This is a genomic window from Dolichospermum planctonicum (assembly GCF_005402965.1).
GTDB classification, from domain to species: domain Bacteria; phylum Cyanobacteriota; class Cyanobacteriia; order Cyanobacteriales; family Nostocaceae; genus Dolichospermum; species Dolichospermum planctonicum.
Window position 1 is genome coordinate 19,588 of the sequence record NZ_BJCF01000010.1, and the last position, 26,361, is coordinate 45,948.

The following is a 26,361-nucleotide window of genomic DNA, read 5'->3' on the forward strand; positions in this document are numbered from 1 at the left end:
CACCAGTCAGTGAAGTGTCAAGGAATCCTCGCTCATGAAAGGACGAGGGGGTATGTCAAAAACTTAAAATTTTTAATTTACAGAGGGTTTCTAAATATGGACATTGATACTCGTGTAGTAATTGTTTTAGCACCTTTAGCGATCGCTGCTAGTTGGGCTGCTTTCAATATAGGCGCTGCTGCTATTAGACAAATACAAAACTTTTTGAGCAAAGAAGCGTAATTTGGGGAATAGGGAATAGGGAACTCTTAACTCTTAACTGGGAACTCTTAACTCTTAACTGGGAACTCTTAACAGGGAACAGGCAAAAGTTTCACCAATTACCAAATTACCCAAATTACCAATTACACAATTCCCATGAGCATAGATTCCCTACTCCAACCCTTTCAGCATTTTGGTGTCAATTTGGGATTATCTCGAATTGTCAATTTATTGGCAACTTTGGGAAATCCCCATCACCGAGTGCCAATTATTCATGTCGCTGGTACTAATGGCAAAGGTTCTGTTTGTGCTTATCTGTCTGCGGTACTTACTGAAGCTGGTTATAAGACCGGACGCTACACCTCCCCCCATTTGGTTGATTGGACAGAACGTATCTGTGTTAATGAACAAGCAATTAATAGTAATGAATTGTGTGAATCAATACTTCAAGTTCAAGCAGCAATTAATCCAGATGAAGAATCTCCTACCCAATTTGAAGTAATTACCGCAGCAGCTTGGTTATATTTTGCCCAGGAACAAGTTGATATTGCGGTAATTGAAGTGGGACTAGGAGGACGTTTAGATGCCACTAATGTCTGTGATCATCCTTTAGTGACAATAATTAGTTCCATAAGTCGAGAACATTGGCAACAACTAGGACCGACTATAACCCATATTGCCAGAGAAAAAGCGGGAATTATCAAACCCGGATGTCCGGTGGTGGTGGGTTTATTGCCAGAAGATGCTCAAAAAGTCGTGCGATCGCGTATATTAGAACTAAAATGCCCGATTTTTACCCCTAAACCATCTCGGAAAATCAATCAAAACTGGGTAGAATATCAAAAAATAGCAAGTCCAGAAACAATAAAATACCCCTTAGCATTACAGGGACAAATTCAATTACATAATTCAGCCTTAGCAATAGCTGCTTTAGAAATCCTGCAAAAACAGAATTGGCAAATTTCTGAGGAAGCTATTATTCAAGGAATGGCTAAAACCAAGTGGCCAGGAAGAATGCAATGGATTACTTGGAGAAGTCAACAAATCCTCATTGACGGCGCACACAACCCAGCCTCAGCTAATGTTTTACGTCATTATGTAGATACACTCAACAGCGAAAACATCACTTGGGTAATGGGAATGCTGGCCACTAAAGATCATGGTGAGATTTTCCAGGAACTTCTCAAACCAGGAGATAAATTGTATTTAGTGCCAGTACCCGATAGCAATTCAGCGAATTTAGGAGAATTAGCTAATTTAGCAGCGTCAATCTGTCCAGACTTGAATTTTTGTAACACTTATACAGATGTATTTTCAGCCTTAGACGCTGCCTATCCCTCCACAGATAATCAAGTTGTATTATGTGGTTCTCTGTATTTAATTGGTTATTTTTTGTCAGTAGTCAGGGGTCACTAGTCAGGTGTCAGGAAACACTTTTATTACCCATTACCCATTACCCATTAGCGATTATCCCACAGTTGAGCAGCATCTTCTACAGCTTTATCAACTGTTTTTTGTCCTAACATTGCTGCTTGTAAATTTTCGTAAATTGATTTTTGCAAAAGTTTAAAATCTTTGAGTTTAGGGGTTAATACCTGAGCTTGTTGTAACTGTGACGCACTAATTACCCGTCCATTTTCTGCGGTAGTAGCATTAGCAGGAACTTCCTTAAAGTAAGTATTAGACAATGCCTTAATTGTAGAAGGTAGGACATTAGCGGCTTTGGCAAAAGCTAATTGATTTTCGTCATTAGTCACAAATAAGGCAAATTTAACAGCCTCATCAGGGTATTTACTATCACGAGGAATGACAATATTCATCACAGCAACATTTTTCTTACCTGTATTACCCGTAATTTGCGGGGCAATAGCGGAGGCTAAGGCAACCTTGGGGGCATTATTAGCAATGGTTTTGAGAAACTCAGGACCGGAAGCTAAAAAAGCAGTTTCTCCAGATTGGTATAAATCTATAGCATGACGATGCCCTTGGGTTAAAGATTCCTTTGGTAACAAACCTTTTTTATACAAATCTACCCAATATTGAAAAGCAGCTTTTCCTTGAGGTGTATTAAAACCGGCTTTACCGTCATTATTAACTAGAGTGACACCCATTTGTACCAGTGATTCCAGAACCTCACCGGAGTCTTGAGGGACAAAAGTAGCAAAAAAAGCGTACTTACCAGTTTTGTCTTTGATTTGTTGTGCCATTTGTCCCAACTCAGCATAAGTGGCAGGTGGTTTAGTGATACCAGCCTGTTTTAATAAATCGGTGTTATAAATAGTTAGTCGCGTGGTAAGATACCAAGGAATGCCAAAACTCTTGCCATTAAGGGTACTTGCTTGCCAAATATTTGGTAAATAGGAGGAACGAACTTGATTAGAAACTTTATTGTCTAAATCTAACCAAGCATTTTTTCCCGCTAATTGGGAAGCAAAGTCTGGGTTAAGGTTAACAACATCTGGAGGTGTTTTTGCGGATACTGCGGTTAAAACCTTGTTCTCCATAGCGGACCAAGGTACATCTACCCATTTAACTTTGATACTTGGGTTCTGTGATTCAAATGTCGTAATTAGACCCTGAAAATAGTTGGTAAATTGAGGTTGAAGCTGCATTGTCCAGAACTCAATAGTGGCAATTCCTTTAACAGGAAGTTTCGGGTTATTATTGGAATTGCTAGAACCGCAACTAACAATAAAACTAGTAAATAAACCTAATAATGCCCAACAAACCAGTTGTTTAAATTTTGGTGATCGAATCATCTTAATAACAGTTTCAATTACTAATTAACTCTACAGCATCTCGTCCATCAATATCTTGTAAATAAACTTTAACAATTTCTTCTTTTGCTGTCGGTAATTTTTTACCAACGAAATCTGGATGAATTGGTAACTCTCGATGACCTCTATCTACTAATACAGCTAAACGAATCACTTCTGGTCTACCATATTCATTGACTGCATTTAAAGCAGCACGAATAGTTCTCCCTTTAAAAATGACATCATCTACAAGTACCACGGTTTTAGCAGTCAAATCAAAAGGAATATCGGTTTTTTCTGGAGTTCTCAAGCCAATTTGATCAAGATCATCACGATAAAATGTAATATCTAAAGCACCTACAGCAACACTAATATTTTCCAGAATTTCTATTTGTCGTGCTAATGAATAAGCTAAAGGAACTCCTCTAGTGTGAATACCCAGAAGTAACAACTGAGATAAATCTCGCGTTCTTTCCACAATCTGAGAAGCCATACGAGTTAATGTCCGACGCAGTTCCTCTGATGAAAGGATTTCAACTATTTTAGTAGACATAGGATTGGTAATTGGTGATTGGTAATTGGTAATTGGTAATTTTTCATTATCTCGTTTCCATACTCTCCATAAGCACGAGATACTGGGAAGCAGATAACTAAGGTATTAAAAATATTGCTAATATTGCTAATCCTAACCACAATAAAAACGCATATCGGGTTAATTTTAAAGCTTTATCAATAGAATCTGGTGTAATGGGATAAATAGGATCTCCTAAAAGTGGTTTATGTTTAGCCACCCCACCATACCAATTTACACCTCCCATTTGTACACCTAAAACCGCAGCATAAGCGCATTCACTCCAACCAGAATTAGGACTAGGGTCTTTAATTGCGTCGCGGCGGCAAATTCGCCAAACATTTACAGGTTTGGTGGATAATAATGATAAAGTTATCACTGTTAGGCGACAGGGCAACCAAGTAAAACCGTCTTCCCACCGCGCACTAAACCAACCAATGTAAGTATAAGGTGCTTCCTTATAACCGATCATTGAATCTAAAGTGCTACTAGCTTTATATGCTAAAGCCAAAGGAACAGGACCGATAACAGGGATAAATGTACCAATAATAGTATAAAAAAGAGGAGCCATTACCCCATCCGTAGCATTTTCTGTAACAGTTTCCAAAACTGCTCGGAGAATTTCCGCTGCGGAAAGATTAGCTGTATCTCTCCCCACATAATTGCTTAAAATTTGTCGTGCTTGAGCTAATTCTCCATTACTTAAAGGTTGTAGAACTTCCATAGCTGCATTTCCTAAACTTTTGAGAGCGAAACAACTAGCTAGAAGAATGCTTTCCACAGTAATTCCTAAAAATGGATGTACCCCCTGGGCGATTTTAACTATTATCCACCCTAGCAACCCACTGGCAATAATGACAGTAATACCCAATATAATGCCCGCGAGACGCTGAGAAAAAGGATTTTGACAATATTTGAGGGAGAAATTACTCAAACGGGAAATTACCCAGCCCATGACCCGGACTGGATGCGGCCAACCCCAAGGATCACCTATTAAGTAATCTAACAATGCAGCCAAAATCAAAACGAAAGCAGATATCATTTATTATTCCTTGTTTCCTGATCCCGACCCCTGTTAAAACTAACGACTAAACCACAAAATTGGCCTCTTCACCAAGAGAAGCTTGCCAACTGCGAGCATCATAATAAAGATCAGCCAGGGTAATATTGTACAAAGCTTCTTTGAGCTTTTGGTTGAGCCTGTTCCAGAGAGAGGATGTTACCCAATCGGCTGTTTGAGAAGGTATAGGATGATTGAGAGGTAAATTAGTGATATTTTCACCAACAGCCTCCAAGATTTGTCCAATAGATATTTGTGCAGGTTTTCTGGCCAACTTGTACCCACCAACGCTACCACGAATTGATGTTACTAAACCAGCGCGACGCATTTCTATGAGCAGCTTTTCCAGATAGGGAGCGGGAATATCTTGACGTTTAGCGATCGCTTTAACTGATTCAGGACCATATTTTGGCTGTAAACTCAAATCTAGCAGAGCCTTCACACTGTAGTGTCCTCTAGTCGTTAGTTTCATCTATAGTATTCCTATTTAATTTTGAAAATGATTGATGAAAAAGCAGAAAAGGGGAAAGGAAAATCCCGGGAAACAACCATCCAGTTAACAATATATTTTTAGGACTGAGGCAAAATATCCCTCAAAGCCTTTTTTATTCGTGTTCTTCGCTCCTTCGTGGTTCATTATTCATTGACCTGTGTGTAAGTCCCGATCTTATAGAATTTCTGGAAAATATTGATGATAGTACAACAATTTTGTCCATGAGTGTAATATACTTGGCTAGAGTGATTGAAAAATTAAAGGAATCCTTTCCTATTAGTTCAATGTCAGCTAAAATAAAATTCACTTAACAACTTCAAAAATTCGTTTTCGACCCAAGTTAATGCCTAAACAGAAAAAAATTGAACCCCTAGTTGGCGAAGAACTGATCACAAAAGTCAGAGAGCTAGAAACCCTCAGCAAAGACGAGAAAGCTAAAGAGTGTGGCTACTATACTGTTACAAAAAATGGTGTAGAGCGTGTCAATATGATGAAATTCTTGAATGCCCTAATTGATGCAGAGGGTATTCAATTAGATAGTTCCCCTGGTGTTAATGGGCGTGGTGGTCGCAGTGCCAGCTATAGAATTAGTGTGCAATCAAATGGCAACTTGCTCATCGGTTCAGCCTACACAAAACAGATGAATCTTAAACCTGGAGATGAGTTTATCATCACCTTAGGCAAAAAACATATTCGACTCCGGCAAGTAGATTCAGAATCTTTAGAAGATGCAGAAGTAGAAGCTACAGTTTAGTTCAAGTTCAGTTCTGAGTTGTCAGTTGTCAGTGGTTAAGTTTTACCCCTGACGGCTGCACACTGATCTTCAATGTCCCTCTATACCTCTATATCGCTAACAGGTAGAACTGGTAAATAGCTATTGAGTGCTTTAGTAATTGCTGTTATATTACAAGTCAATTCCAGTTCCCTAAATTCTAGTAAACCCAGGATAAAATCGGGATTTTCCCTAGCTACCACTGGTAACTGATGTAGACCACGTAATGCCATGCGGTTTAAAGCTTCAGATAAAGGTTCATCAACCCAAGCATAAAGAATATCAGTAGTACAAATATCTATCAGTTTTTGGGTAGATAAAGTTCCGTGAATTTCCGGAGGCAAATTGGCGATATTTTGCCATAGAGAAAGAGTTCGCTTAATATCTTCCAGGGAAAGAATTCCCACCAATCTTCCTCCATCATCAATTATTAAAGCACTGCGTGTACGTTCTTGGGTCATTGCCACCGCTGCCTCTATGACTCCCAGGGTAGCTGATAATTTTTGGGGACGAGTGTGCATCGCATCTGCGACTAACATTTGCTGCCACATTTCCACCTTTTCATCTTTCAACTCTGGCAAACCAATCTGTTGCAGATTAGAATTGGCATCTATTGTTGGTTTAATTCCTTCTACCAACCAAACACTTAGACCCACAGCCGCCATCAAAGGTAGTACAATGCGGTAATCGCGGGTTAATTCAAATAACATGATAATTGCCGTTAATGGTGCTCTGACGCTACCTGCTAAAACCGCCGCCATACCCACCATGGCATAAGCTGGAGGAGCAGCCATATATTTCCCCAGTTCTGGTGCTATCAAAACCAGAAATTTAGCATAAGTAGACCCAAAGGACGCACCTAAAAACATAGCTGGTGCAAATAGTCCACCGACAAAACCACTACCGGAACTTACTGCCGTCATCAGGAGTTTTAATGCTAGTAATATTAGTAATAGATTGAGGGAAAAATCCTCATCCTGTAGCATTGCTTGTACAGTTCCATAGCCAATACCCAAAATTTGCGGGTAGCGCCAACCTACTGCACCAATAATTACACCACCAATGATAGGCTGAATTGACTGAGGAATTTTCCCTAATAACTTTAACCCTGGTAAATTCCCAGCAAAGCCGGCTTTAGCTAAACGAATTGATTCAGTATAAGCCAGAGAAATTAAACTCGCACCCAAACCCAAACCAAGATAAAGAGGTAATTCTAAGTAACTACGAACTTGATAAGCAGGTAAAGCAAAAGCCGGTTGTGAACCCAAGCCAATTTGACCAATTAAAGCGGCCACCACGGCGGCAAGTAAGACTACACTTACAGCCGAGGTAGCAAAATACGTAGTTCCCATGACTACTTCTAAGGCAAAAAATACTCCTGCAATGGGGGCATTAAAACCAGCGGCTAAACCAGCAGCCGCCCCAGCGCCTAAAAGTAACCGCTGGCGTTCCTGAGAGACTTGTAATATATCAGACAATAAAACTCCGAAATTCGTACCAATTTCTACACTTGGACCTTCGGGACCTAAGGACGCACCACTACCGAGAGAAACAGCCGCAGCGATCATTTTTGTCACTGGTCGTAGTGGTTTCTTGGCTTCCTTGCCTTGAGAAACAGCGATGAGAGATGAGAGTCCCGGACCAAAATCCTGAGTGCGCCAACGCATCAAACCAACAACGATGCCACCTAGAGTAGGGACAGCGGCTAAAGTCCAAGCACCCCAGTCCCCAATCTGTCCCAGAAAATTTTCCAGCATCAAGTAGTTAATTAGCTGGATTAAATAGTGAAAGGTGACTATACCCATACCCGTACCACCGCCAATTAATACGGCTAAAAACAGCACTACTGTTTCTTGGGAGGGTTGAAAACGATTAATTAACTGGGTAAACTGAATGGAAGGTGTGGGAAAAGCAGGGGATTCCCTGACCTTCCTCTGGGAAGCAGGAGGCAAGAGAGTCATAGTCATTAACAACGGGGGTAAATTTCAGAAAAAATAAATCTATTTTTTATTTGTTATCTCTTATTGTGGTTCATTATGGGGGCAACTAGCCGATCAATAATTGATTAACTAAAATTACAAAATATGTGGGAAAAAAGAATTACGCCTGGTGGTGCTGACAACTTGAGTTAAGATTGAAAGGAGTATGTCACCTGGACTTCCATTCTCAATCTGATGCTATTCTTCAAATAATTACAAGTAATTATGGTAGAGGTAGTAAATTTTAAGTAAAATTCAATACTGCTATTGTTATATAGAAAATCAAGGGATTAGGCGGACGAGGTAGATGAGTACAAATACTTTTGATAATCATTATGTTACTTGCCCAATTTGTCAAAGAAATAACAGAACAACGCCAATTAGGTCTTACATTGGTTTGTTTACCTGTCCTTATTGTCAAGAAAAGTTAGTTGTTTGCCAAAGTGGACATTATGTACGTGATCCGTTTATTTGGAGACAGATGATGATCTCTTCGGATCTCCGTCGTCAAAGCCGACCTTTAGCCAGGATGATCAGAGATTTTATCTCTATTAAACGTCCTCTTTTGTCTTTGGTGCTGGGAAGTGTGGTTTTTTTGGCTATTATGACTATAACCCAAAACAATACGAGTCAAGATAGCCAAGAAATTACCCGAATCGAAAGCATCAACAAGGTTGAAAAATAGATTTTTGTAGAAGCATGAACTGAATTTTGGATTTTAAATTTTGGATTGAAAACTCAAGATTTGCAAAGCTTTTAAGCCTTCAAATGTAAACACAAGAATAAATCTAAAATCCAAAATCTAAAATCTAAAATTGTTTAACTGCTAGATTTATATGATAGCCAGCCTGGCCTGGCCATCTGAATGTACAGATATATCAGTAGGATACTCACCTCATTATGCCTCATTTACTTGCAATATTGTGTAATTACCACATCCAATAATTAGATCTCATGAATAGAAATAGAGATATATAAGTTCCCCAAATGAGAATTTTTAGAAATTGCTTATCGCCTCGTTCTAGCAAAATTGCAGCTAAAGTCATAGTTAAAGCTACAGCCGCAAAAATGATCTGCAACTCAACTTTGTCTACAGTTCTCCAGCTAAAATAAATACTACCGGCAGAAGCAACCACCGCCAATATTGCTAAACTCGTTACCCAAGCACGGGGATAGCTTGAGAATAAAGGTACATTAGACATCTCTGTTAACCCAAACCCTAAGGCTAAAGCCAAACTAGGATAAATGGGGAGTATGTACCAGGGAAGTTTGACGCTAATGAGGGAAATAATGAATAAATAAACGCCAAACCAGACAATAATCAGTTTTGCCCAACTTAAGTTATTATTCTCCCAGGTGATACGGATAATTTGGGGTAGAAATATCAACCAAGGCCATGTCCACTTACAGATTTCGAGGAGATAATACCAAGGTGGTTCTGAATTGCCATTAGTACCATTAGTACCATTAGTACCATTAGTACCATTAGTAATAGTTTTGATATCGGACGAAAACATATTGATATCAAGTCTCAACGGATAACCATAGTGGAATAGCTCAAACCCATACCAACAAAGTACGGGTAGACAACCAATAAAAATACCCATCCAGAAATAATAACAAGTTAGCAGTCTGGGTGTATCCCAATAGAGAAATACTAAGACAATTGCACCCAAATAAATGCCCGTTATGCCTTGAATTAGACAAATTAAGCCAAAACTAATGCCTATACCTAAACAGTAGCGTAAATCTCGACGCGATCGCAAGACAAACCACATCATCAATATCAAAAAACTGACAACTGGGCCATTTAATATGGCCAACCTGCCATAACAGACAACAGGCAGCATTGTCAGATAAATTAAAGAACTATAAATAGCTACCCAACGTTGGCGAAATATTTCTCTACCAATACAATATAACAAAGGTACAGAAATTGCCGTCAAAATCGCACCGGGTAGCCTGGTTGTCCAATGGTTAACACCACCCAGGGAATAAGCTCCAGCAATTAGCCAGTGTATAAGGGGGGATGTATGATGATAGGGTTCACCATCTAAAGTGGGGTAAAGCCAGCGCATTGAATCTGCTGGGGCTTGCCAAATTTCCCGTGCTACCTGTGCCACAATTGTCTCATCGCCATTTTGTAAAGGCAACCCCCCCAGATTAATGGTAAACAATATTACTGCTGCCAATAGCAATACTAGCAACCAAAGCCAATCAATCTTCTTTTCAACCACACGGTGTTGTTTTTCCAGATGAGTCCAAACAAAACTTCCTTCTTGCATATTTTATTGGTAATATTATGACTGCTGGGGTTCATTACATAGAGATCAGAGGCAATCTCCAGTTTTACCATCCAGAACCTATATTTTAAACAATGGCTATATCCCAAATTAACTCAGTTTCTCAGGAACAGAGATAATTTTTTGGCGAAGATTTTCTTATTAATTTTTTAAAAAAGTTTACAAGCATTTTCCCTATTAAATGATATAAATACTACTATCAGAAGTTAGTCAATTATCCCTAAGGAGAATGTCAATGAACCTACCTTTCATTTTAGATGTGGCACTAGGCCTAATTTTTATTTACTTAATTTTAAGTCTACTGGCTTCAGAAATTCAAGAACTAATAACAACATTGCTGCAATGGCGTGCTGAACACTTGAGAAGATCCGTGGAAATTTTCTTAGCTGGTGATGCTCAAAATTCAGAAAAGCCGGAAGTAATTCAACTAGTTAATAGAATTTATGGCAATCCTTTAATTCAAAGCATTAATCAAGAAGCCAAAGGTTTATTAGCAACTTTACCGCGCCGGGCGACTTGGGTATTTGCTTCATTCTTTAGTCTCTTGAGAAAGTCTAACTCTAGATTTAAAAAAGAAACTGTTTTTGGTGATCAAAAACGTAGTGCGCCTTCCTATATTGGTGGAGACAATTTTGCCAATACTTTTATGGATACCCTACAATTGCCAACTCTGGTAAAAAAGATAACCCAAATCAGGCTAGAGAAATTCAAGAAAGAAAATTTAGATGAGATTATACAAGTTTTAATTACCTTGGAAAGTAGCATTAATAATCAAGAATTATCGAGTGATTTTGCTAAAAGTATTGCTAAAGATTATAAGCAGTTGGAATTTGAGTATAATCGCATTGTTAATGAATTTCAAAACGAAAAATATGATATATACATGAGTATAAATCTGATGAGAGATAGCCTGGACAAATATATATATTGTTTCGAGTCCAATATGGAAAATCATGAAGATATTCTCGATAAACCTTTACGGGAACTAAAATTCCTGAGAAAAGATATTTTTGAAGATCCAGAAAAAGCCATAGTTCTGGGAGGGCTAAAACCTAATATCAATGAAATTGTCAAATCTATTAAAAAAGGTAGTGATATTCATGATGAAGTTATAGCCAACCTCCAAGACAAAGATAGTGAAACTTATAAAAAAGTTAAAGAACTAATTGATATTTTACCAGATTCTGTAGTCAATGGTATTGAAACTATGGCCAAACGGGTGCAAATGAGAGCTAAAAGCACGGAAGAAGGAATTACTCTCTTGCGGAAAGAAATTGAAAATAGTTTTGATAGTTCTATGGAAAGAGCCGGTGGTGTTTATAAACGAAATGCAAAAGGAGTTGCCATTTTAATTGGTATAACTTTAGCTATTGCTACTAATACAGATACTTTTCATGTTATTAACCGTCTATCTAAGGATTCCTTATTGCGGGAAATAATTATTAAAAAGGCTGTAGAAGTAAAATCATCTAATGATTTAGGTATGAATCAACCAGATCCTAATGAGCTTTTAAAGGATGTTGAGTTACCAATTGGCTGGACAATCCCTAACTTAACACAGCAAATTTGTGGAGATGATGTTTCTGCGGAAAATGCAATTTTTTGTGTAAGAGTAAAAAATGGTCAATCAAATGTTTCTGTAACGGAAATTGACTGGAAAAAGTTCCAAGTTAGTAATTCACCTATTTTCAGAGTTTTGATTATGATTGGTGGTTGGTTTATTAGCGGTATTGCTATTGCTATGGGTGCGCCCTTTTGGTTTGATTTATTGAGTAAAGTTATGAATGTGCGCAACGCGGGTAAAAAAGGCAAACAATCATCTAAAAATCAAGATGAATAATCTGAATAACGTAGATACCTGACTTCTTAAATAAGTCGGGTATTTAGTAATTTAGAAAATAAAAATTATCTGTAAATCCCATTCTTGATTTTGGCGAATAATTTGAATTTGTTGGATAAATTCGCGGAAGTAAAATCGTCGTTCTACTTCTGATAAATCCAACCAAAATTGGGGAATGGAAACAGCTTGAGCCACAGAACGCAAATTAACAGGAGGAAGAATGGCTAACTGAGCTTGAAGTTGAGAAATTTCTGTGCGGAGTTTGTAAGCTCTTAATTTTGCGGTTTCTGGATCTAAAATTCCAGTTTCTATAAAAGTGGGTAATTTCTCAAGAATTTCTTGTTGATGAGATATACTATCCCCTAAACTATTTTTAATAGCATCTAATTGGGGAAAATTCATTCCTGCTACAGCTAAAGGTAAATCTCGACAAACACTATCAATGGTTTTTTCTAAAACTACTTGGTAAGGAATAGCACGACATTTTGGTTGTTGAGGACAGTTGATTGCGCGTAAATATAAATACTCTTTATCCTGATGATTTTGGGTAACACGAGTCACAATCATCTGTGACTGACATTGATCACAAATAACTAAACCAGCTAAAGAACGGGGCGCACTAGCAGTGCGTGGTGGTAAAAGGCTGTTGCGTCGCAATAGTCTATCAACTTGCGCGGCTTCGGCTCTGGAAATGATAGCTGCGTGGGTATTAGAGATAATTTCACTATTTTGATAGGCGGTATCACCTCGATAAACTGGATTAGTTAACCACCGTCTCCCCGTAGTTACGGATATATTTTTGCCGTATTTTTTACTTAAAAACCGAACAGAATCGCGTAAAGAACCATAGAGTAAAAAGTGTTCAAAAAAATCTTTGACCACAGGTGAAGTAGTTCGATCAATAATATATTTACCATATTTACCCTGTCCTCTGCGGTAGCCATAGGGTGATTTTCCGGGTGGTGGTGAAGCTTCAAGACGATTACGAGCGTGTCCTTGACGAATGCGGCGACTACGGTGTTGATTTTGAATTTCTTGTAATAATTCTAGTAGTTCAGACCGGATTTGACTAGAATTGGATGTGTATGGTTGTTGTGTCGCAATTACTACGACTCCCATTGTTTCCACTTGCTTGAGGCGATCGCTTACTTCTGTTAAAGTATCACCTAATTCTTCTAAGTGCCGAACTAGTAGATAATGGACGGTTTCTGTTTGAGTTTGACAGTCAGTTAATAAGTCAGTTAATAATTGTTGTAGTTGGGTACGCTTTCCCAAATCCTGATAAATTCTATCTACCTCCCAACCCCAGTCACTGTGAGTGGGAAGAACATCTAATAGTGGATCAGTATAAGTATAAACAATTATTTTCACCATAGTCACGCAATTTTAGATTTGAGATTCCCCACGATTTACCCTTTGGGAACGTTTTGCGTACACCGCTATATAAAACCTACTCAAATCTACCTATCTACTGATAGGCTGATCCTTGAGTGTCGTTTACTTCCTGCTTCACTCTAAAAGTGTCGGCACTACTCAGTTCACAGGCTAAGACTGTCTAGCTGACAGCTTTTGAGAGATTAATAGCTGCGTTTAAATCCCTGTCGCATTTCCATCCACAGCTATGACACTCAAACACTCTTTCACTCAATGACAGAGTTTCTTTTTTGACTCCACAATCAGCACAGGTTTTAGAACTAGGAAACCATCTATCAACTATGACTAATTTTGAGCCGTACAGTTGACATTTGTACTCTAATTGTCTCCTAAATTCATAAAACCCCATATCAGAAATTGCCTTGGCTAGTTTATGGTTAGCTAACATTCCTGACACATTTAAATCCTCTATCACTATCACACCGTGGTTTTTGGCTACTAGCGTAGTTAACTTATGTAATGTATCTTTTCTGATATTCGCTATCTTTCCATGTAACTTAGCTATTTTCAGTTGGGCTTTTTTCCAATTGTTTGAACCAATGACTTTATGTCTGTTTAACCATTGTAATCTCCTGAATTTATCTTCATACTTTTTATAAGATTTAGCACCTGTAATTACTTCACCTGTAGATAATGTCGCTAGGTTTTTTACTCCCAAATCTACACCGACAATATTGGTTAAATTAGATGCTTGTGGTTTTACTTCTATTTTGAAACTAATAAACCATCTATCAGCTTGACGACTGATGGTGACAGACTTAGGTATAACTTGTGGTAATCTTTCATAAGTCTTTAATATTCCTAGTTTGGGAACTTGAATTTTATTATTACCCAAGATTTTTACTGTTCCTTCTAAGGTAAAACTGTCATGTTTTCCTTTCTTTTTAAATCTGGGGACTCCTGAGATTTTTTGAAAACATCTATCCCAAGATTTTCTTAAATTCCTTAATGCTTCCTGTGGGGCTGATTTAGAACATTCATAATACCATTGATTTTCAGGTTTAACTAAAGCTACTAACCATTTATGTAAATCTATTGCTGTAGGAAATTTGATTTTTTCTTGAGGATTATTTTGGTTATGGTGTAATATTTGTTTAGTTAATGATAATCCCCAATTCCAAGCATGACGGGCTACTCCACAGTGTTTTACTATGTTTACCCGTTGATTTTGGTTGAACTTTAACTCAGTTTTAAAGCCTAGTAGCAATATCTTTTAACTCCTCTATAATTTTCTGGTTTTTATGACTTCTCGACCCATAAAGTCTAGCAGAAAATACTGTTATGTCCATTTGGGGTTCTTTCTGGTATTATTTTACCATCTAGTTCCCATCTTCTGAGAGTGGAAATACTCACACCTTTTAATTTTGCTGCCTCTGATATAGTTAATTTAGTCATATCTCAAGTATACAAGTATAGCATACTCATTGATGAGATATGAGTAGATTTAGATATACATTTTGATTCAGTTACTAGCCCCCGATTGTTTATAAACTTGTTCTGGGGTTAGGTATTTCATCTTGCGGTTAAATCCGATTAACCCCAGTATACTACGTTATTTTGAGATTAAATGACCAGACTCCTAATCAACAGCGGTGGAACTCAATTTCACTGCTTCCCATAAAACCATGTTTGGTGAGGTGGTGGGGAGAGGTTGATGGAGAGCAATCAGTTGTGTTAAAGTAGCCTTTAACTGTGTACGGGGGACGATATCATCAACAAACCCATGTTTAAGTAAGTCCTCCGCAGTCTGAAAATCTTCAGGGAGTTTTTCCCGCAAAGTTTGTTCAATTACCCGTCTTCCAGCAAAACCAATTGTTGCTTTCGGTTCAGCGATGATAATATCACCTAACATGGCAAAACTGGCGGTAACACCTCCCGTGGTAGGGTTGGTTAAAACGGGAATATATAATAGTTTAGAATCTCGGTGACGTTGTAGGGCGGCGGATATTTTTGCCATTTGCATTAAAGACAGCATTCCCTCCTGCATTCTCGCACCACCAGATGTGCAAATAATGACTACAGGATAACGCCTTTGGGTAGCTTGTTCAATCATGCGGGTGAGTTTTTCCCCGACGACAGAACCCATACTTCCACCCATAAATCGGAAGTCCATGACCCCTAATGCTATTGGAAGGGTATTAATTTGCCCTAACCCAGTTTTAACTGCATCTATCAGTCCTAGTTTTTCTTGGGTTTCTTTTAAACGATCAATATAGGGTTTGCGATCGCGGAATTGTAAGGGATCGGTTGGGCATAAATCTTCATCTAATGGTTTCCATGTATTAACATCAATTAATTGACGAATACGCTCATCACTATCAACCCGATGATGATAACCACATTCACTGCAAACCATTTGATTGGCTTTCAAATCTTTTGTATATGTTAAAACACCACACTTAGGGCATTTATGCCATAAACCATCAGCAATTTCCCGTTCTTGACGTTCTAAGTTGCTACTTCCCGATTTACGGCGATTTGCGAACCAATCCAATAGAGATTTTAAACCGCGTGATTCTTCGTTATTTGCCATTTTTATCTGAATCTAATTAGGTATGAGGTCAAAAATGATCAATATATTGTGATTGACATTAAGCGACCCGGAGGTGGAGATTGAGAGTTGTAGATTTTGGATTTGAGAAGGTTAGAATTATGACTTTTGTAACTGCTTTGACCTGGATGATTGCTTAGATATTACCAAAATCTAATATCTTCATGGGGTGATCACAACTACAGTCAGAAAGGATAAAGATTTGGATTGATAAAATCATCAGCATGAGATAAAAAAGATTTAAAAGTTTGATGTTAATATCCGGGTAACAATAATCTCATATATTGACACTCTCTGGTCTAAAGACACACAGATTCTTTAAGACTTGCTTAAAAGGAATAGTCAATTATTCCGCTACACGCTCAAAACAACTACCAGTACGACAGGTATTGCAATTGCGCTTACTTTTACGTTTTTTTGCTTTCCGAGTCCATCAAATTTTGGCGGTATTACACTCCATATTTTACCTTTACTTGTTTACCTAGGCTACAGTCAAATGCTGAAACGAGATAAATCAGGGGTTTCTCCTTATTAAAATACTTCTTCGTGTAGATGGTTGTTCTTACTTGCGGTTTAATTATATCTTATGCTCGGCGAATAAATTCGCTGTTGGCACTTTCTCCACTGTCTAAAGCCAAGTGGCTTCCGTGCCTTTCGGCAATTTTCTGGTGAGACAAAATAGTGTCACTGCTAAAGACAGTAATTACCGCACTTAAAGCTAGAAATGGTCCAAAGGGCATTTTTTGACCCATTTGCTGACGGGAGAGGATAATTGCTCCACTTCCTATTAATACACCCAAAATGCAGGAAATAAAACTCGCTAGTAGTAAATAACGCCATCCTCACCATGCTCCCATCATAGGGGACAGGGGACAAGGAGGACAAGGAGGACAGGGGGACAAGGAGGACAAGGAGGACAAGGAGGACAGGGGGACAAGGAGGACAAGGAGGACAGACAAGAGATACAGAGATTAGATTTCTATTGTTTTCCCAAATGTACAATTAATTTTGCCCAGGTAATTAATATATATAGGATTCGATTTGATTCAACGGGATAAAACATTCCTGTGGTAACAGCACTGGGTACTGAGTAAAAATAACTTTCCCCCGATGAGTGACTCGACTGATGGCGACTCCTGTAGCTTTTCCTACTATTTCCGGGTGTACTTCACAGTAGGTATAGTAAATTTGACTAGCGGCTTTAATTATATTAGGGTCAATCAAAGACGGTTGATTTTTTTGTGGAAAGTTTGCTTGTTCTTGTTTTAAAGCGTACACAATTTGCTTTTATATAAGTTATAGATTTGCTGCCGTTTGACAAACTTAGTTTATCTGAAATTTTTAACATTATAGATGTTAAAACTTCCAGATTTATACTTTAACGTGATTTTAACTCAAGAATTTGTATCAGTGCTGCGCCCATAGCCCGACAACCGACAAGCTGCATTCCTGGTGACATAATATCTCCTGTGCGATAGCCTTGTTCTAAAACTTCTAAAACACTATTTTCAATTAAGTCTGCTGCTTCTGGCTGATTTAAAGCATAACGCAACATCATGGCGGTACTTAAAACCTGTGCTAAGGGGTTAGCTTTGTCAAGTCCTGCAATATCCGGGGCTGAACCGTGAACTGGTTCATAAACACCAGGACCATCAGCACCCAAACTAGCAGAAGGTAACATTCCTATACTACCAGTTAACATAGCGGCTGCATCTGAGAGAATATCACCAAATAGGTTTCCTGTGACAATCGTATCAAATTGTTTGGGAGCGCGAACTAATTGCATGGCCGCATTATCTACATATAAGTGAGATAATTCAACATCAGTATATTCTGCGGAAAGTTGTATCATGCGATCGCGCCAAAGTTGAGATACTTCTAATACATTGGCTTTATCCACAGAACAGAGTTTTCCGCCGCGTTTTCGTGCCGTTTCAAAGGCTACGCGCCCAATACGTTCAATTTCTGACTCGCTGTAAACCATGGTATTTACACCGCGTTTTTCTCCGGTTTCCGTTGCAAATATGCCCTTAGGCTTACCGAAATAAATGCCGCCAGTGAGTTCACGCACGACCATGATATCTACACCTTCGACAATTTCCCGTTTGAGACTAGAAGCGTCAATTAACTGGGGGAGAATTTTCGCAGGGCGTAAATTAGCAAATAGCCCTAAACCAGCCCGCAGCCCTAATAAACCTGCTTCTGGGCGTAAATTGGCACTAAGAGAGTCCCATTTGTAACCACCGATAGCCGCGAGTAAGACGGAATCACTATGCCGACACTTATCCAATGTGACAGCAGGGAGGGGTTCACCGGTTTCGTCAATAGCAGCGCCACCAATTAAAGCCGTGGAAAATTCAAAGTTAATATCAAAGGTTTGACTGACGCATTTTAGCACGTCCACCGCGACAGCCATAATTTCTGGACCAATGCCGTCGCCAGGTAGTAGGGTAATGTAGTATTTTTGGGTCATGGTTGGGTTTTGCTGGGTGAATGTTTACAGATATAAGTAGGTTGGCGTGAAAAATTGTCGTTATGACAAGGGAACTCTTAACTCTTAACTGGGAACAGGGAACTTTACTTTTCGTTACTTATGTCGGTTTTTTTCCGTTTATCTACTTATGTTGAGTTTTTGGACTAGTTGACTTTTTGTGGCACACCCACAGTGATCAGGTTTAACAGAGTTTCGTCTTCTGTTGATTAACCTTCTGAGTTAAAAATACTCTTAAACGAGCGCCCATATCTCAATCACTTTACTAGATGTTTTCTTCGTATTTACTTATCTTTACAGATTTTGGTTGTTTCACCCCAACTTACTTGTCAGTAAATCAAAAACAATGTAGGATAAAGGAGAACACGGTCAGTGTGATTATTAATCAAATTTTGGCAATTCCTTATGCACTTAAATAAATCTAGTCAGCGGATTTTATGGCAATCCCAACCGATGACAATGATACCTGAGAAGGGGGAGATGGAACTACCTAAATCCTGGAGATGGCGTGAATGCGATAGCGCAAGCGCTGACTTGTCAGTTCGCTGGTGGCACAGATAGTGATAAGTTGGATCTAATCAAGGTATAAAATAAAATAAAAGTATAATTAATTTTGCTTTATTACTTACTTCTAATAACGCACTTACGAGACTTACCCCCTTTACAAAGCAACGCTAAATGATATTAGACAACGAAAAATATCGGAAAGTTCATGAGTGGATGACAAAATATACAGAGGAAGGTACTGTAGACATTGTTACAGGTTATTTTACTGTTGGGGCTTTAGCTTATCTTTCTCAGCAAATTAATCATAAAATTGCTAAATTTCGACTAGTGCTTGGGGATATTGTTAACCTAGATCAAGTCGAGAATCGTCCGTTAGATTTACTAAACGAGAATATTACGATTGAAGCGGCTCTGAATCTTAGTCTTTTGGCACAGGAAGCCGTTATTTTTTTAAGACAGGACAAGGTTAAAGTAAAAACTTTAGAGCCAAATTTTTGTCATGCTAAGTGTTACTTATTTGAGCCATTGAAGGATGATGATCGCAATAAGTATTTTATTTCGGGTAGTTCAAACTTAACTGAGGCAGGAATTGGCCTAAAGCATACAAATAATTTAGAATTGAATATTGCTGAGACGGGGAATAATCATCAATATAAAGAATTGGTAAAATGGTTTTATTCACTTTGGATAAAACCTCAAGCTCATCAAGAAAAAACTCTCTTATTGAAAGATGGAACAACTGAAAAAGTAGATTTTAAGCAATATCTAATTCATGAAATTGAAAAAATATTTATTAAATATACTCCCAGAGATATTTACTATAAGATATTATTTGAGTTGTTTGGTAATCAAGTTTTGGAAATTGAGAATGATCCAGACTTTAATCGTCAAGTTGGTAGATTAGAAAATACTGCTATTTTTACTGCACTTTATGACTTTCAAAAAAAGGGTGTTCTGAGTCTGATTCGGATGCTACAGAAATATAATGGAGCTATTTTAGCAGATGCGGTGGGTTTAGGAAAAACTTGGAGTGCTTTGGCTGTGATGAAGTTTTTTCAAATGCAAGGACGGGAAGTTATATTACTTTGTCCTAAAAAATTAGAAAGTAATTGGAGACGCTATAAGGAAGATCAAGCATCAAAATTTGAAACCGATAAGCTTAAATTTTTCATTCGTTTTCATACTGATATGAACAGCGATCGCCTAAATTCCTATCATGATCGCGCTGATAAGTTTTTTTGTGATGACAAACCCAAATTAATTGTCATTGATGAAAGTCATAATCTCAGAAATGACAAATCTAATCGTTATAAATTTTTAGTTGATCAAATTTTAAAAAAGAATCAAGATATCAAAGTTTTACTGATATCAGCAACTCCCATTAATAATTCCTTAAATGATGTCAGAAATCAATTTAAGTTAATGGTTCAAGGTGATGTACATGACTATGATAGCAAATTAGGTGTAAAAAATATTGATTATTCCTTTAAACAAGCACAGACTATATTTAACGAGTGGCGCAGAGATACAAAACCTCAAATCGGCAATTTTATTAAAAAGCTCTCAGACAATGATTTTTTTAGGTTAACAGATTCTCTATTAGTTGCGAGAACTAGAAAAAGGGTGGAAGGTCAACAGACAAATTTAGTATTTCCTACCAAAACAAAGCCTAAAAATTTATTTATAACACCACATCAGCTTGGTAATTTTGAAACCTTTGAGGAATTGTTTGATCATTTTCCACCGATGTTATCAGGATATCAGCCAGCTTTTTATTTAGATGATGAATCAAATCAGCAAAAAGACGCTAAGAAAGATATATTACGCGATGAAAAATCACGCGATCGCTTTCTAGTTAAGATGATTTATATCTTGATGGTGAAGCGATTGGAGTCTTCTTGGTTTTCCTTTTACTCAACAGTTGAGAAAATCAAAAACCATCATCAAAATGCTTTAGATAGGATTAAAGCATATCAAGCAAGCAAGGTGAAAACAGCATTATTAGAAAATGATGTTTATGATTTAGAAAATGATGAAAATGATGAAAATGATGATGATTTTACTGAAGCAGTTGAACAATATACCTTAGGTAAAAAACGCCCGATTAGGATCGCGGAAATTGATCAAGCTGGTAATTTGGATAAATTTAAGGAGGATCTAAAAAAAGATTTAGATGCTCTCGATAAGCTGTCTGTCAATTTGCAAAAGTTTCATATCAAAATTGATAAAGAAATTAAGAAGCCCAATCAGTTTAAATCCTGTGATGACAAGTTGGAGAGACTGATTACAGAAATTATCGAAAAGCGGAAATCAGGGGCAAATAACCATAATCAAAAAGTGGTAATTTTTACAGTCTATCGTGATACAGCGATGTATTTGTTTAATCAGCTTCGAGCTAGAGGTTTTGACAAGATGGCGATTGCATCGGGGACAGGCTCATACTCAGATGATAGCGATCGCCAACAGTCTATGGAAGCAATTCTCGAAAGATTTGCACCATATACCAAGCTATTTTGTGAAAAGGAATGGTCTTTTAGCTCTGAGAAACAAGGGTTAGAAGCTTTTGCACAATGGCAAGAATGGGTTAAAGATAATCACCCCCAGACGTATCAAAAGCTGAATAATCCTCTTGATATCTTGATTGCTACGGATGCTCTCAGTGAGGGACAAAATTTGCAAGATGCTGATATGGTGATTAATTACGATATTCATTGGAATCCTGTGCGAATTATTCAACGCATGGGACGGATTGATCGCTTGGGTAGTCCTAATCAACAAATTTTTGGGATTAACTTCTGGCCATCAGATAATATTAATTCCTATCTCAATTTGCAAGGACGGATTGAGCAACGAATGGCAACGATGAAGTTGGCGGGAGCAGAGGTGGATCATCAATTTTCTGATAGTTTTGCTAAGATGGTTCATGATGAAGAGTTTGATCAAAAGATGAATGATTTGATGATGCAGCAAATGCAAGTCACTTGGGATGATATTGAAGTAAGCGATCAAGGGTTAGGCTTTGATAGTTTGTCTTTGGAGCGATATCGTCAGGATTTATTAGCAGAATTTAATCGTGACAAGGATAAATATCGCCAAATGCCCAAGGGTGTCTATACGGGATTTGTAGCAGAGCAGAAATCTGGTGTTAGTGATGATTTGAGTGATGGTATCATTGCTTTGTTGGGGTATCCTGCCAAACCAGCTAAGAAATTAGATCATCAATATCAGGTGTTTGATTTAATTTACATTGATAAATCAGGTAAATTAATTTTAAAAAATCAAAAAGAAGTTTTAGATTTGCTAACCTTGTATAAAGATAATGAGCGTTTTGTACCAGATGCAATTGATCGTGGTGAAGCAGTGGTAATTGCAGAGTTGGTGAACGCGCTTAAAACTTGGTTAAGCAGTCAAGCAATGCAAACTGAGGAAATGGAAGATGGTTCTATCAAAGAAACAATGGGTAATGAAACGCTGGGAATTTTGCAAGGCTTAAAAAAAGGTAACAAGGCTTCTATAGATAGGATCAAGCAAAATGTTACAGTTGATGGTAAATATCAGCTTAATAATTTCGACTTAATCAGTTGGGTTTTATTAACGGTATAAAATTATGCAACTAACAAGATTTAATGAAATAGATTTTTTACCTGCTTTAAAGGAGTTGTTTGGTAAGTCAAATCTAAATATACCGATTAATTATGTAGATGATAAGCCGGTTTCGGCAAAAAAAATATTACAGAATACTTATAAAGATAATGAGGTTTTTAGGTTAATTAATGATGTTTATTTTGTTGGGTTAGTAGATGATGCAGCTTTTAGAGGTAATCAAAGTTTAGCGATTGATCAGATTAAGTCAGATTATGATGGAATTTTGATTTTTGGGGTGACTTTAAATAATCGTGATCATGGACAATTACCAAAGCGATCGCATTTAGCAGAAATATCACGGGCGTTTAATCGGGAATTTTACTATACACCTGTGGTGGTGGTGTTTAAGTACACTGATGCAAATAGCGAATATCTAGCGTTTGCAAATACCGAGAGATTGAAATACAAGGACAATCAAGAAGGTGAGAAACCGGGGAAGGTGACACTGTTACGGGATATTGATATTCGACAACCGCATTCTGGGCATCAACGTATTTTAGCAGAGTTAGCAATTCCAACAACAGGTAAGGATCGAGTTGATTCTTTTGCCAATTTATATGCTTATTGGCAGAAGGTACTTGATGTTAGTTTGCTGAATAAGAATTTTTACAGAGAACTTTCTAACTGGTATTTTTGGGCAGTTGGGCGCGTAACTTTTCCCTCAGAACCAAATTTGCTTGAAGCTCAGGCTAAGAAGGTTAGTCTTGAAGATTTGAAACAAGAACACAAATCTAAAAATGTGATTCGTTTGCTGACGCGATTGCTTTTTGTGTGGTTTATTAAAGAAAAAGGACTAATCCCTCCAGAGCTTTTTAATCTTGATGATTTACAAAGGGATATTCTCAAGAATATCTCTCCCTATACTGATTTAGGACTCTTTAAGCAGGTAAATCAAGAAAGTATCTATTACAAAGCTATCTTACAAAACCTCTTTTTTGCAACGCTAAACTGTCCAATTAAACCAATGGAAAGCCACGATAATCGCGTCAGAGGCTTTCGGAAAATGGATAACTATGGACAGCACCGAGACGCTAACTTTTTGATGCGCTACAGGGAACACTTCCAGAATCCAGAGAGACTTGTGGAAATGGTGAATGGTGTTGTCCCTTTCCTCAACGGTGGGTTATTTGAATGTTTGGACGATAAGTTAAACAAGGTATTTATTGACGGATTTTCAGACAATCTACCTAAAACAGAGCAATTGATTGTTCCTGATTATTTGTTTTTTGGAGCAGAAGAGAAAGTTGATTTAAGTGCAGAATATGGTGCAACTAATAAGGGGACAAAAGAGGCGGCGGTCAAGGGTTTAATCAATATTCTCAAAGCTTACAAATTTACGATTACAGAAAATACCCCAATTGAAGAAGATGTCGCACTCGATCCTGAGTTGTTGGGTAAAGTATTTGAGAATCTTTTGGCTAGTTATAATCCTGAGACAAAGACGACAGCCAGAAAGCAAACAGGCTCTTTTTATACGGGCCGTGAAATTGTTAATTACATGGTGGATGAGAGTCTCATTGCTTACTTAAAAAATGAGTTACTTGCTCAAGAATCTGGATATAAAGAGGAAGATTTAGATCGGCAATTGCGTCAACTGGTTTCTTTTGATGCTGTTAATCCATTTGAAGGAAATGCTGAGGTTCAGAAACGGATTATTAAGGCTTTGGATAAATGTACTATTCTTGATCCTGCCTGTGGTTCGGGTGCTTTCCCGATGGGGATTTTGCAAAAGATGGTACATATTCTATTTAAAGTTGACCCGAAAAATACGGAATGGAAACACCGTCAAATTGCCAGAGTTGAAGCGGCTATTAGTCAGTTAGAGGAGTTAGATGATGCTCAATATCGGGAGCAAAGTATTCAAGATTTGAATGCTCAAATTAAGGATATTGAGGAGGCTTTTGCTAATAATGAGTTAGATTATGGACGTAAGTTATATCTGATTGAGAATTGTATTTATGGGGTAGATATACAGTCCATTGCTACCCAAATTTCTAAGCTACGGTTCTTTATTTCGTTGGTGGTTGATCAAAAGGTTGATCTAAATAAGGATAATTTTGGGATTCGTCCTTTGCCTAACCTCGAAACTAAGTTTGTAGCGGCTAATACTTTGATTGGGATTGAGAAACCAAAGGTGCAGTTAAGTTTGTTTGATACGCCAGAAATCAAGAAATTAGAGGCGGATTTGAAGAAGGTCAGGCATCGTTTATTTAGTTCTAAGTCTCCTAGTCATAAGCGCAAGTTGAGAGATCAAGATAAGGCTTTGAGAGAAAAAATTGCTGTAGTTTTACAAAAAAATGGCTGGGAAACTGATACTGCAAATAAATTAGCAAACTGGGACCCATACAACCAAAATGTTTCTTCTCCTTTCTTTGATTCAGAATGGATGTTTGATATTTCAGATGGTTTTGATATCGTGATTGGTAATCCGCCTTATGGAAACATTTTTAAAGACAAAAAAATGTTCGATCAAATTTTGAAATTATATTTGACAGCAGAATATAAGATCGAGGCGTATTCTGTTTTTGTTGAAAAAGGAACAAATTTATTGTCAAATGATGGAATATTAAATTTTATTACACCTTACACATTTTTGTCAGGAACATACTTTTCAAAGTTTAGACAATTTATTAAGAATAATTGTCTAAAAAAATTAACAGTTTTAGGAAAAAAAGTATTTGAAGCAGCAGAAGTAGATACTTGTATTATATTTCTTCAAAAAAATACAAGTCATAGGTTTTGTTCATTACTCGATTTAAGAAAAAATAATTATCTAGAATCGCTAAATAATATACCTCCAACAAACATTCCTCTAGATGTATTGTTAAGTTCATTTCAAGAAGTTATATGTGTTGGTAGTAAAGATGAAATTGAAATTTTCCAAAAATTAAATCGTCAAATCTTAAAGCTTGATGATTTAATAGAATTTTATCATGGAATACAAACTAGGGGCAACAATGATTCCATTTTTGAGGATCAAATTGATGGAACTTACCCTATCATTAAAGGACGTGATTTTAATAAATTTTATTTGGGTAGAATTGAACAGTATTTTATACTTAAATCAGAAAATATTAAATCGGGAGGTGATCTTAGTTACCACTATACCAATCCAAAACTTATAATAAGAACAACGGCAGATGGCATAATTGCAACAATTGATAGGAATAAAAATCTTGTTCTTAATAGTGTAAATATTGGTATTCTAAAATCAAAAAATAGCTATAGTTTAGAGGCTATTCTTGGAATAATTAATTCCAAGCTAATAGATTTTTGGTATAGTATGGCTGTTCAAGAGTTAGATAAAACATTTGCCGAAGTTAAGATTGTTTATTTGAAGAGAATACCAATTCCAAACTATACGGAAACAAATAATAAATTGATTGCTACTATAGTTGAAGTTATTATTTTTTCTAATTTTCAAAAAAGAGGATTTTACAAGCAACTTGATGATATTTTAGATTCTTTGGTTTTCAACGTGTATTTTCCTGAACATATGAAAAATTGTGGCATAAATGTGTTAGATTTTATCGAAAGAGATATTACAGAAGTTATGCAAGGTAAGGAATTTAAAAATTTATTAGATGAAGAAAAACAAAAAGTAATTGAACAACTTTATGACAAATGGACAGATCCAGATAATGAAATTCCTAACCGCATCAAACTATTTGCTGTCAGAAGTCCTGATATTTTAAAACCCATCTTGGAAAGTAAATAATGAAGCGAATCAAAGAAATTAAAATCAAAAACTTATCTTT

17 protein-coding genes and 3 pseudogenes are annotated in these 26,361 nt (G+C 37.2%); 7 read left to right on the forward strand and 13 right to left on the reverse strand.

Features of this window, described 5'->3' with window-relative positions; translation table 11 throughout:
* Positions 1-96: 96 nt before the first annotated feature.
* Both FFO06_RS06535 and FFO06_RS06540 read left to right on the forward strand, forming a co-directional pair.
* Complete coding sequence (locus FFO06_RS06535; protein WP_028082918.1) at positions 97-222, forward strand: photosystem II protein Y; 126 nt, start codon at positions 97-99, stop codon at positions 220-222.
* A 135-nt stretch (positions 223-357) separates the two neighbouring features.
* Positions 358-1,617 (forward strand): bifunctional folylpolyglutamate synthase/dihydrofolate synthase, encoded by a 1,260-nt coding sequence (locus FFO06_RS06540; RefSeq protein ID WP_137907308.1) that lies wholly within the window; start codon positions 358-360, stop codon positions 1,615-1,617.
* 44 nt (positions 1,618-1,661) lie between these two features.
* On the opposite strand, the gene FFO06_RS06545 is transcribed toward FFO06_RS06540, so the two are convergent.
* The 4 genes from FFO06_RS06545 to FFO06_RS06560 form a co-directional block, all read right to left on the reverse strand.
* A complete protein-coding gene (locus FFO06_RS06545) occupies positions 1,662-2,960 on the reverse strand; it encodes an ABC transporter substrate-binding protein (protein ID WP_137907309.1) in 1,299 nt (432 codons plus the stop codon).
* A 13-nt stretch (positions 2,961-2,973) separates the two neighbouring features.
* Positions 2,974-3,510, reverse strand: a complete 537-nt coding sequence (gene pyrR / locus FFO06_RS06550) for a bifunctional pyr operon transcriptional regulator/uracil phosphoribosyltransferase PyrR (protein ID WP_137907310.1) — start codon at positions 3,508-3,510, stop codon at positions 2,974-2,976.
* A gap of 97 nt (positions 3,511-3,607) precedes the next feature.
* A complete protein-coding gene (gene cbiB / locus FFO06_RS06555; protein WP_137907311.1) occupies positions 3,608-4,570 on the reverse strand; it encodes an adenosylcobinamide-phosphate synthase CbiB in 963 nt (320 codons plus the stop codon).
* A 46-nt stretch (positions 4,571-4,616) separates the two neighbouring features.
* Positions 4,617-5,060, reverse strand: a complete 444-nt coding sequence (locus FFO06_RS06560; protein ID WP_137907312.1) for an Rrf2 family transcriptional regulator — start codon at positions 5,058-5,060, stop codon at positions 4,617-4,619.
* Positions 5,061-5,424: 364 nt separating this feature from the next.
* On the opposite strand from FFO06_RS06560, the gene FFO06_RS06565 reads away from it, so the two are divergent.
* Positions 5,425-5,835, forward strand: coding sequence for an AbrB family transcriptional regulator (locus tag FFO06_RS06565; RefSeq protein WP_137907313.1), 411 nt, complete (start codon positions 5,425-5,427; stop codon positions 5,833-5,835).
* Between the two features lie 80 nt (positions 5,836-5,915).
* Here the strand turns inward: FFO06_RS06565 and FFO06_RS06570 are convergent, their stop codons facing one another.
* On the reverse strand, positions 5,916-7,814 hold the full coding sequence (locus tag FFO06_RS06570; protein WP_137907314.1) for a chloride channel protein: 1,899 nt from the start codon (positions 7,812-7,814) through the stop codon (positions 5,916-5,918).
* A 325-nt stretch (positions 7,815-8,139) separates the two neighbouring features.
* Here FFO06_RS06570 and FFO06_RS06575 point away from each other — a divergent pair, with 325 nt between their 5' ends.
* On the forward strand, positions 8,140-8,517 hold the full coding sequence (locus FFO06_RS06575; RefSeq protein ID WP_137907315.1) for a hypothetical protein: 378 nt from the start codon (positions 8,140-8,142) through the stop codon (positions 8,515-8,517).
* A gap of 247 nt (positions 8,518-8,764) precedes the next feature.
* Here the strand turns inward: FFO06_RS06575 and FFO06_RS06580 are convergent.
* Positions 8,765-10,117, reverse strand: a pseudogene (locus tag FFO06_RS06580) (ArnT family glycosyltransferase); the annotation flags it as partial.
* 253 nt (positions 10,118-10,370) lie between these two features.
* Between FFO06_RS06580 and FFO06_RS06585 the strand changes: the two are divergent.
* Positions 10,371-11,975: a radical SAM protein gene (locus FFO06_RS06585; protein ID WP_137907316.1), complete on the forward strand. Its 1,605-nt coding sequence runs from the start codon at positions 10,371-10,373 to the stop codon at positions 11,973-11,975.
* 51 nt (positions 11,976-12,026) lie between these two features.
* Here the strand turns inward: FFO06_RS06585 and FFO06_RS06590 are convergent, their stop codons facing one another.
* The 7 genes and pseudogenes from FFO06_RS06590 to leuB all read right to left on the reverse strand — a co-directional run bounded on the left by FFO06_RS06590 (position 12,027) and on the right by leuB (position 18,433).
* Positions 12,027-13,346 carry a recombinase family protein gene (locus tag FFO06_RS06590; RefSeq protein WP_137907366.1) on the reverse strand — a complete coding sequence of 440 codons (1,320 nt, stop codon included), beginning with the start codon at positions 13,344-13,346 and terminating at the stop codon, positions 12,027-12,029.
* Positions 13,347-13,530: 184 nt separating this feature from the next.
* Complete coding sequence (locus FFO06_RS06595; RefSeq protein WP_137907317.1) at positions 13,531-14,616, reverse strand: RNA-guided endonuclease InsQ/TnpB family protein; 1,086 nt, start codon at positions 14,614-14,616, stop codon at positions 13,531-13,533.
* Between the two features lie 74 nt (positions 14,617-14,690).
* Positions 14,691-14,804: pseudogene (locus FFO06_RS06605) on the reverse strand (MerR family DNA-binding transcriptional regulator); the annotation flags it as partial.
* Positions 14,805-14,988: 184 nt separating this feature from the next.
* Positions 14,989-15,942: an acetyl-CoA carboxylase, carboxyltransferase subunit beta gene (accD, locus tag FFO06_RS06610; RefSeq protein WP_137907318.1), complete on the reverse strand. Its 954-nt coding sequence runs from the start codon at positions 15,940-15,942 to the stop codon at positions 14,989-14,991.
* Between the two features lie 602 nt (positions 15,943-16,544).
* A pseudogene (locus tag FFO06_RS06615) lies at positions 16,545-16,829 on the reverse strand (hypothetical protein); the annotation flags it as partial.
* A gap of 151 nt (positions 16,830-16,980) precedes the next feature.
* On the reverse strand, positions 16,981-17,238 hold the full coding sequence (locus FFO06_RS06620; protein ID WP_137907319.1) for a hypothetical protein: 258 nt from the start codon (positions 17,236-17,238) through the stop codon (positions 16,981-16,983).
* Positions 17,239-17,338: 100 nt separating this feature from the next.
* Entirely contained in the window at positions 17,339-18,433 is a 1,095-nt protein-coding gene (leuB, locus tag FFO06_RS06625) for a 3-isopropylmalate dehydrogenase (protein WP_137907320.1), read from the reverse strand.
* Between the two features lie 696 nt (positions 18,434-19,129).
* Between leuB and FFO06_RS06630 the strand changes: the two genes are divergently transcribed.
* Both FFO06_RS06630 and FFO06_RS06635 read left to right on the forward strand, forming a co-directional pair.
* Complete coding sequence (locus tag FFO06_RS06630) at positions 19,130-22,561, forward strand: helicase-related protein (RefSeq protein ID WP_137907321.1); 3,432 nt, start codon at positions 19,130-19,132, stop codon at positions 22,559-22,561.
* Between the two features lie 4 nt (positions 22,562-22,565).
* Complete coding sequence (locus FFO06_RS06635; protein ID WP_137907322.1) at positions 22,566-26,321, forward strand: Eco57I restriction-modification methylase domain-containing protein; 3,756 nt, start codon at positions 22,566-22,568, stop codon at positions 26,319-26,321.
* Positions 26,322-26,361 lie beyond the last annotated feature (40 nt).

Bases quoted from the DNA above. Each gene is read 5' to 3' on its own strand.
- FFO06_RS06535 (WP_028082918.1), top strand. From the start codon at position 97: ATGGACATTGATACTCGTGTAGTAATTGTTTTAGCACCTTTAGCGATC.
- FFO06_RS06540 (WP_137907308.1), top strand. From the start codon at position 358: ATGAGCATAGATTCCCTACTCCAACCCTTTCAGCATTTTGGTGTCAAT.
- FFO06_RS06545 (WP_137907309.1), bottom strand. From the start codon at position 2,960: ATGATTCGATCACCAAAATTTAAACAACTGGTTTGTTGGGCATTATTA.
- pyrR (WP_137907310.1), bottom strand. From the start codon at position 3,510: ATGTCTACTAAAATAGTTGAAATCCTTTCATCAGAGGAACTGCGTCGG.
- cbiB (WP_137907311.1), bottom strand. From the start codon at position 4,570: ATGATATCTGCTTTCGTTTTGATTTTGGCTGCATTGTTAGATTACTTA.
- FFO06_RS06560 (WP_137907312.1), bottom strand. From the start codon at position 5,060: ATGAAACTAACGACTAGAGGACACTACAGTGTGAAGGCTCTGCTAGAT.
- FFO06_RS06565 (WP_137907313.1), top strand. From the start codon at position 5,425: ATGCCTAAACAGAAAAAAATTGAACCCCTAGTTGGCGAAGAACTGATC.
- FFO06_RS06570 (WP_137907314.1), bottom strand. From the start codon at position 7,814: ATGACTCTCTTGCCTCCTGCTTCCCAGAGGAAGGTCAGGGAATCCCCT.
- FFO06_RS06575 (WP_137907315.1), top strand. From the start codon at position 8,140: ATGAGTACAAATACTTTTGATAATCATTATGTTACTTGCCCAATTTGT.
- FFO06_RS06585 (WP_137907316.1), top strand. From the start codon at position 10,371: ATGAACCTACCTTTCATTTTAGATGTGGCACTAGGCCTAATTTTTATT.
- accD (WP_137907318.1), bottom strand. From the start codon at position 15,942: ATGGCAAATAACGAAGAATCACGCGGTTTAAAATCTCTATTGGATTGG.
- leuB (WP_137907320.1), bottom strand. From the start codon at position 18,433: ATGACCCAAAAATACTACATTACCCTACTACCTGGCGACGGCATTGGT.
- FFO06_RS06630 (WP_137907321.1), top strand. From the start codon at position 19,130: ATGATATTAGACAACGAAAAATATCGGAAAGTTCATGAGTGGATGACA.
- FFO06_RS06635 (WP_137907322.1), top strand. From the start codon at position 22,566: ATGCAACTAACAAGATTTAATGAAATAGATTTTTTACCTGCTTTAAAG.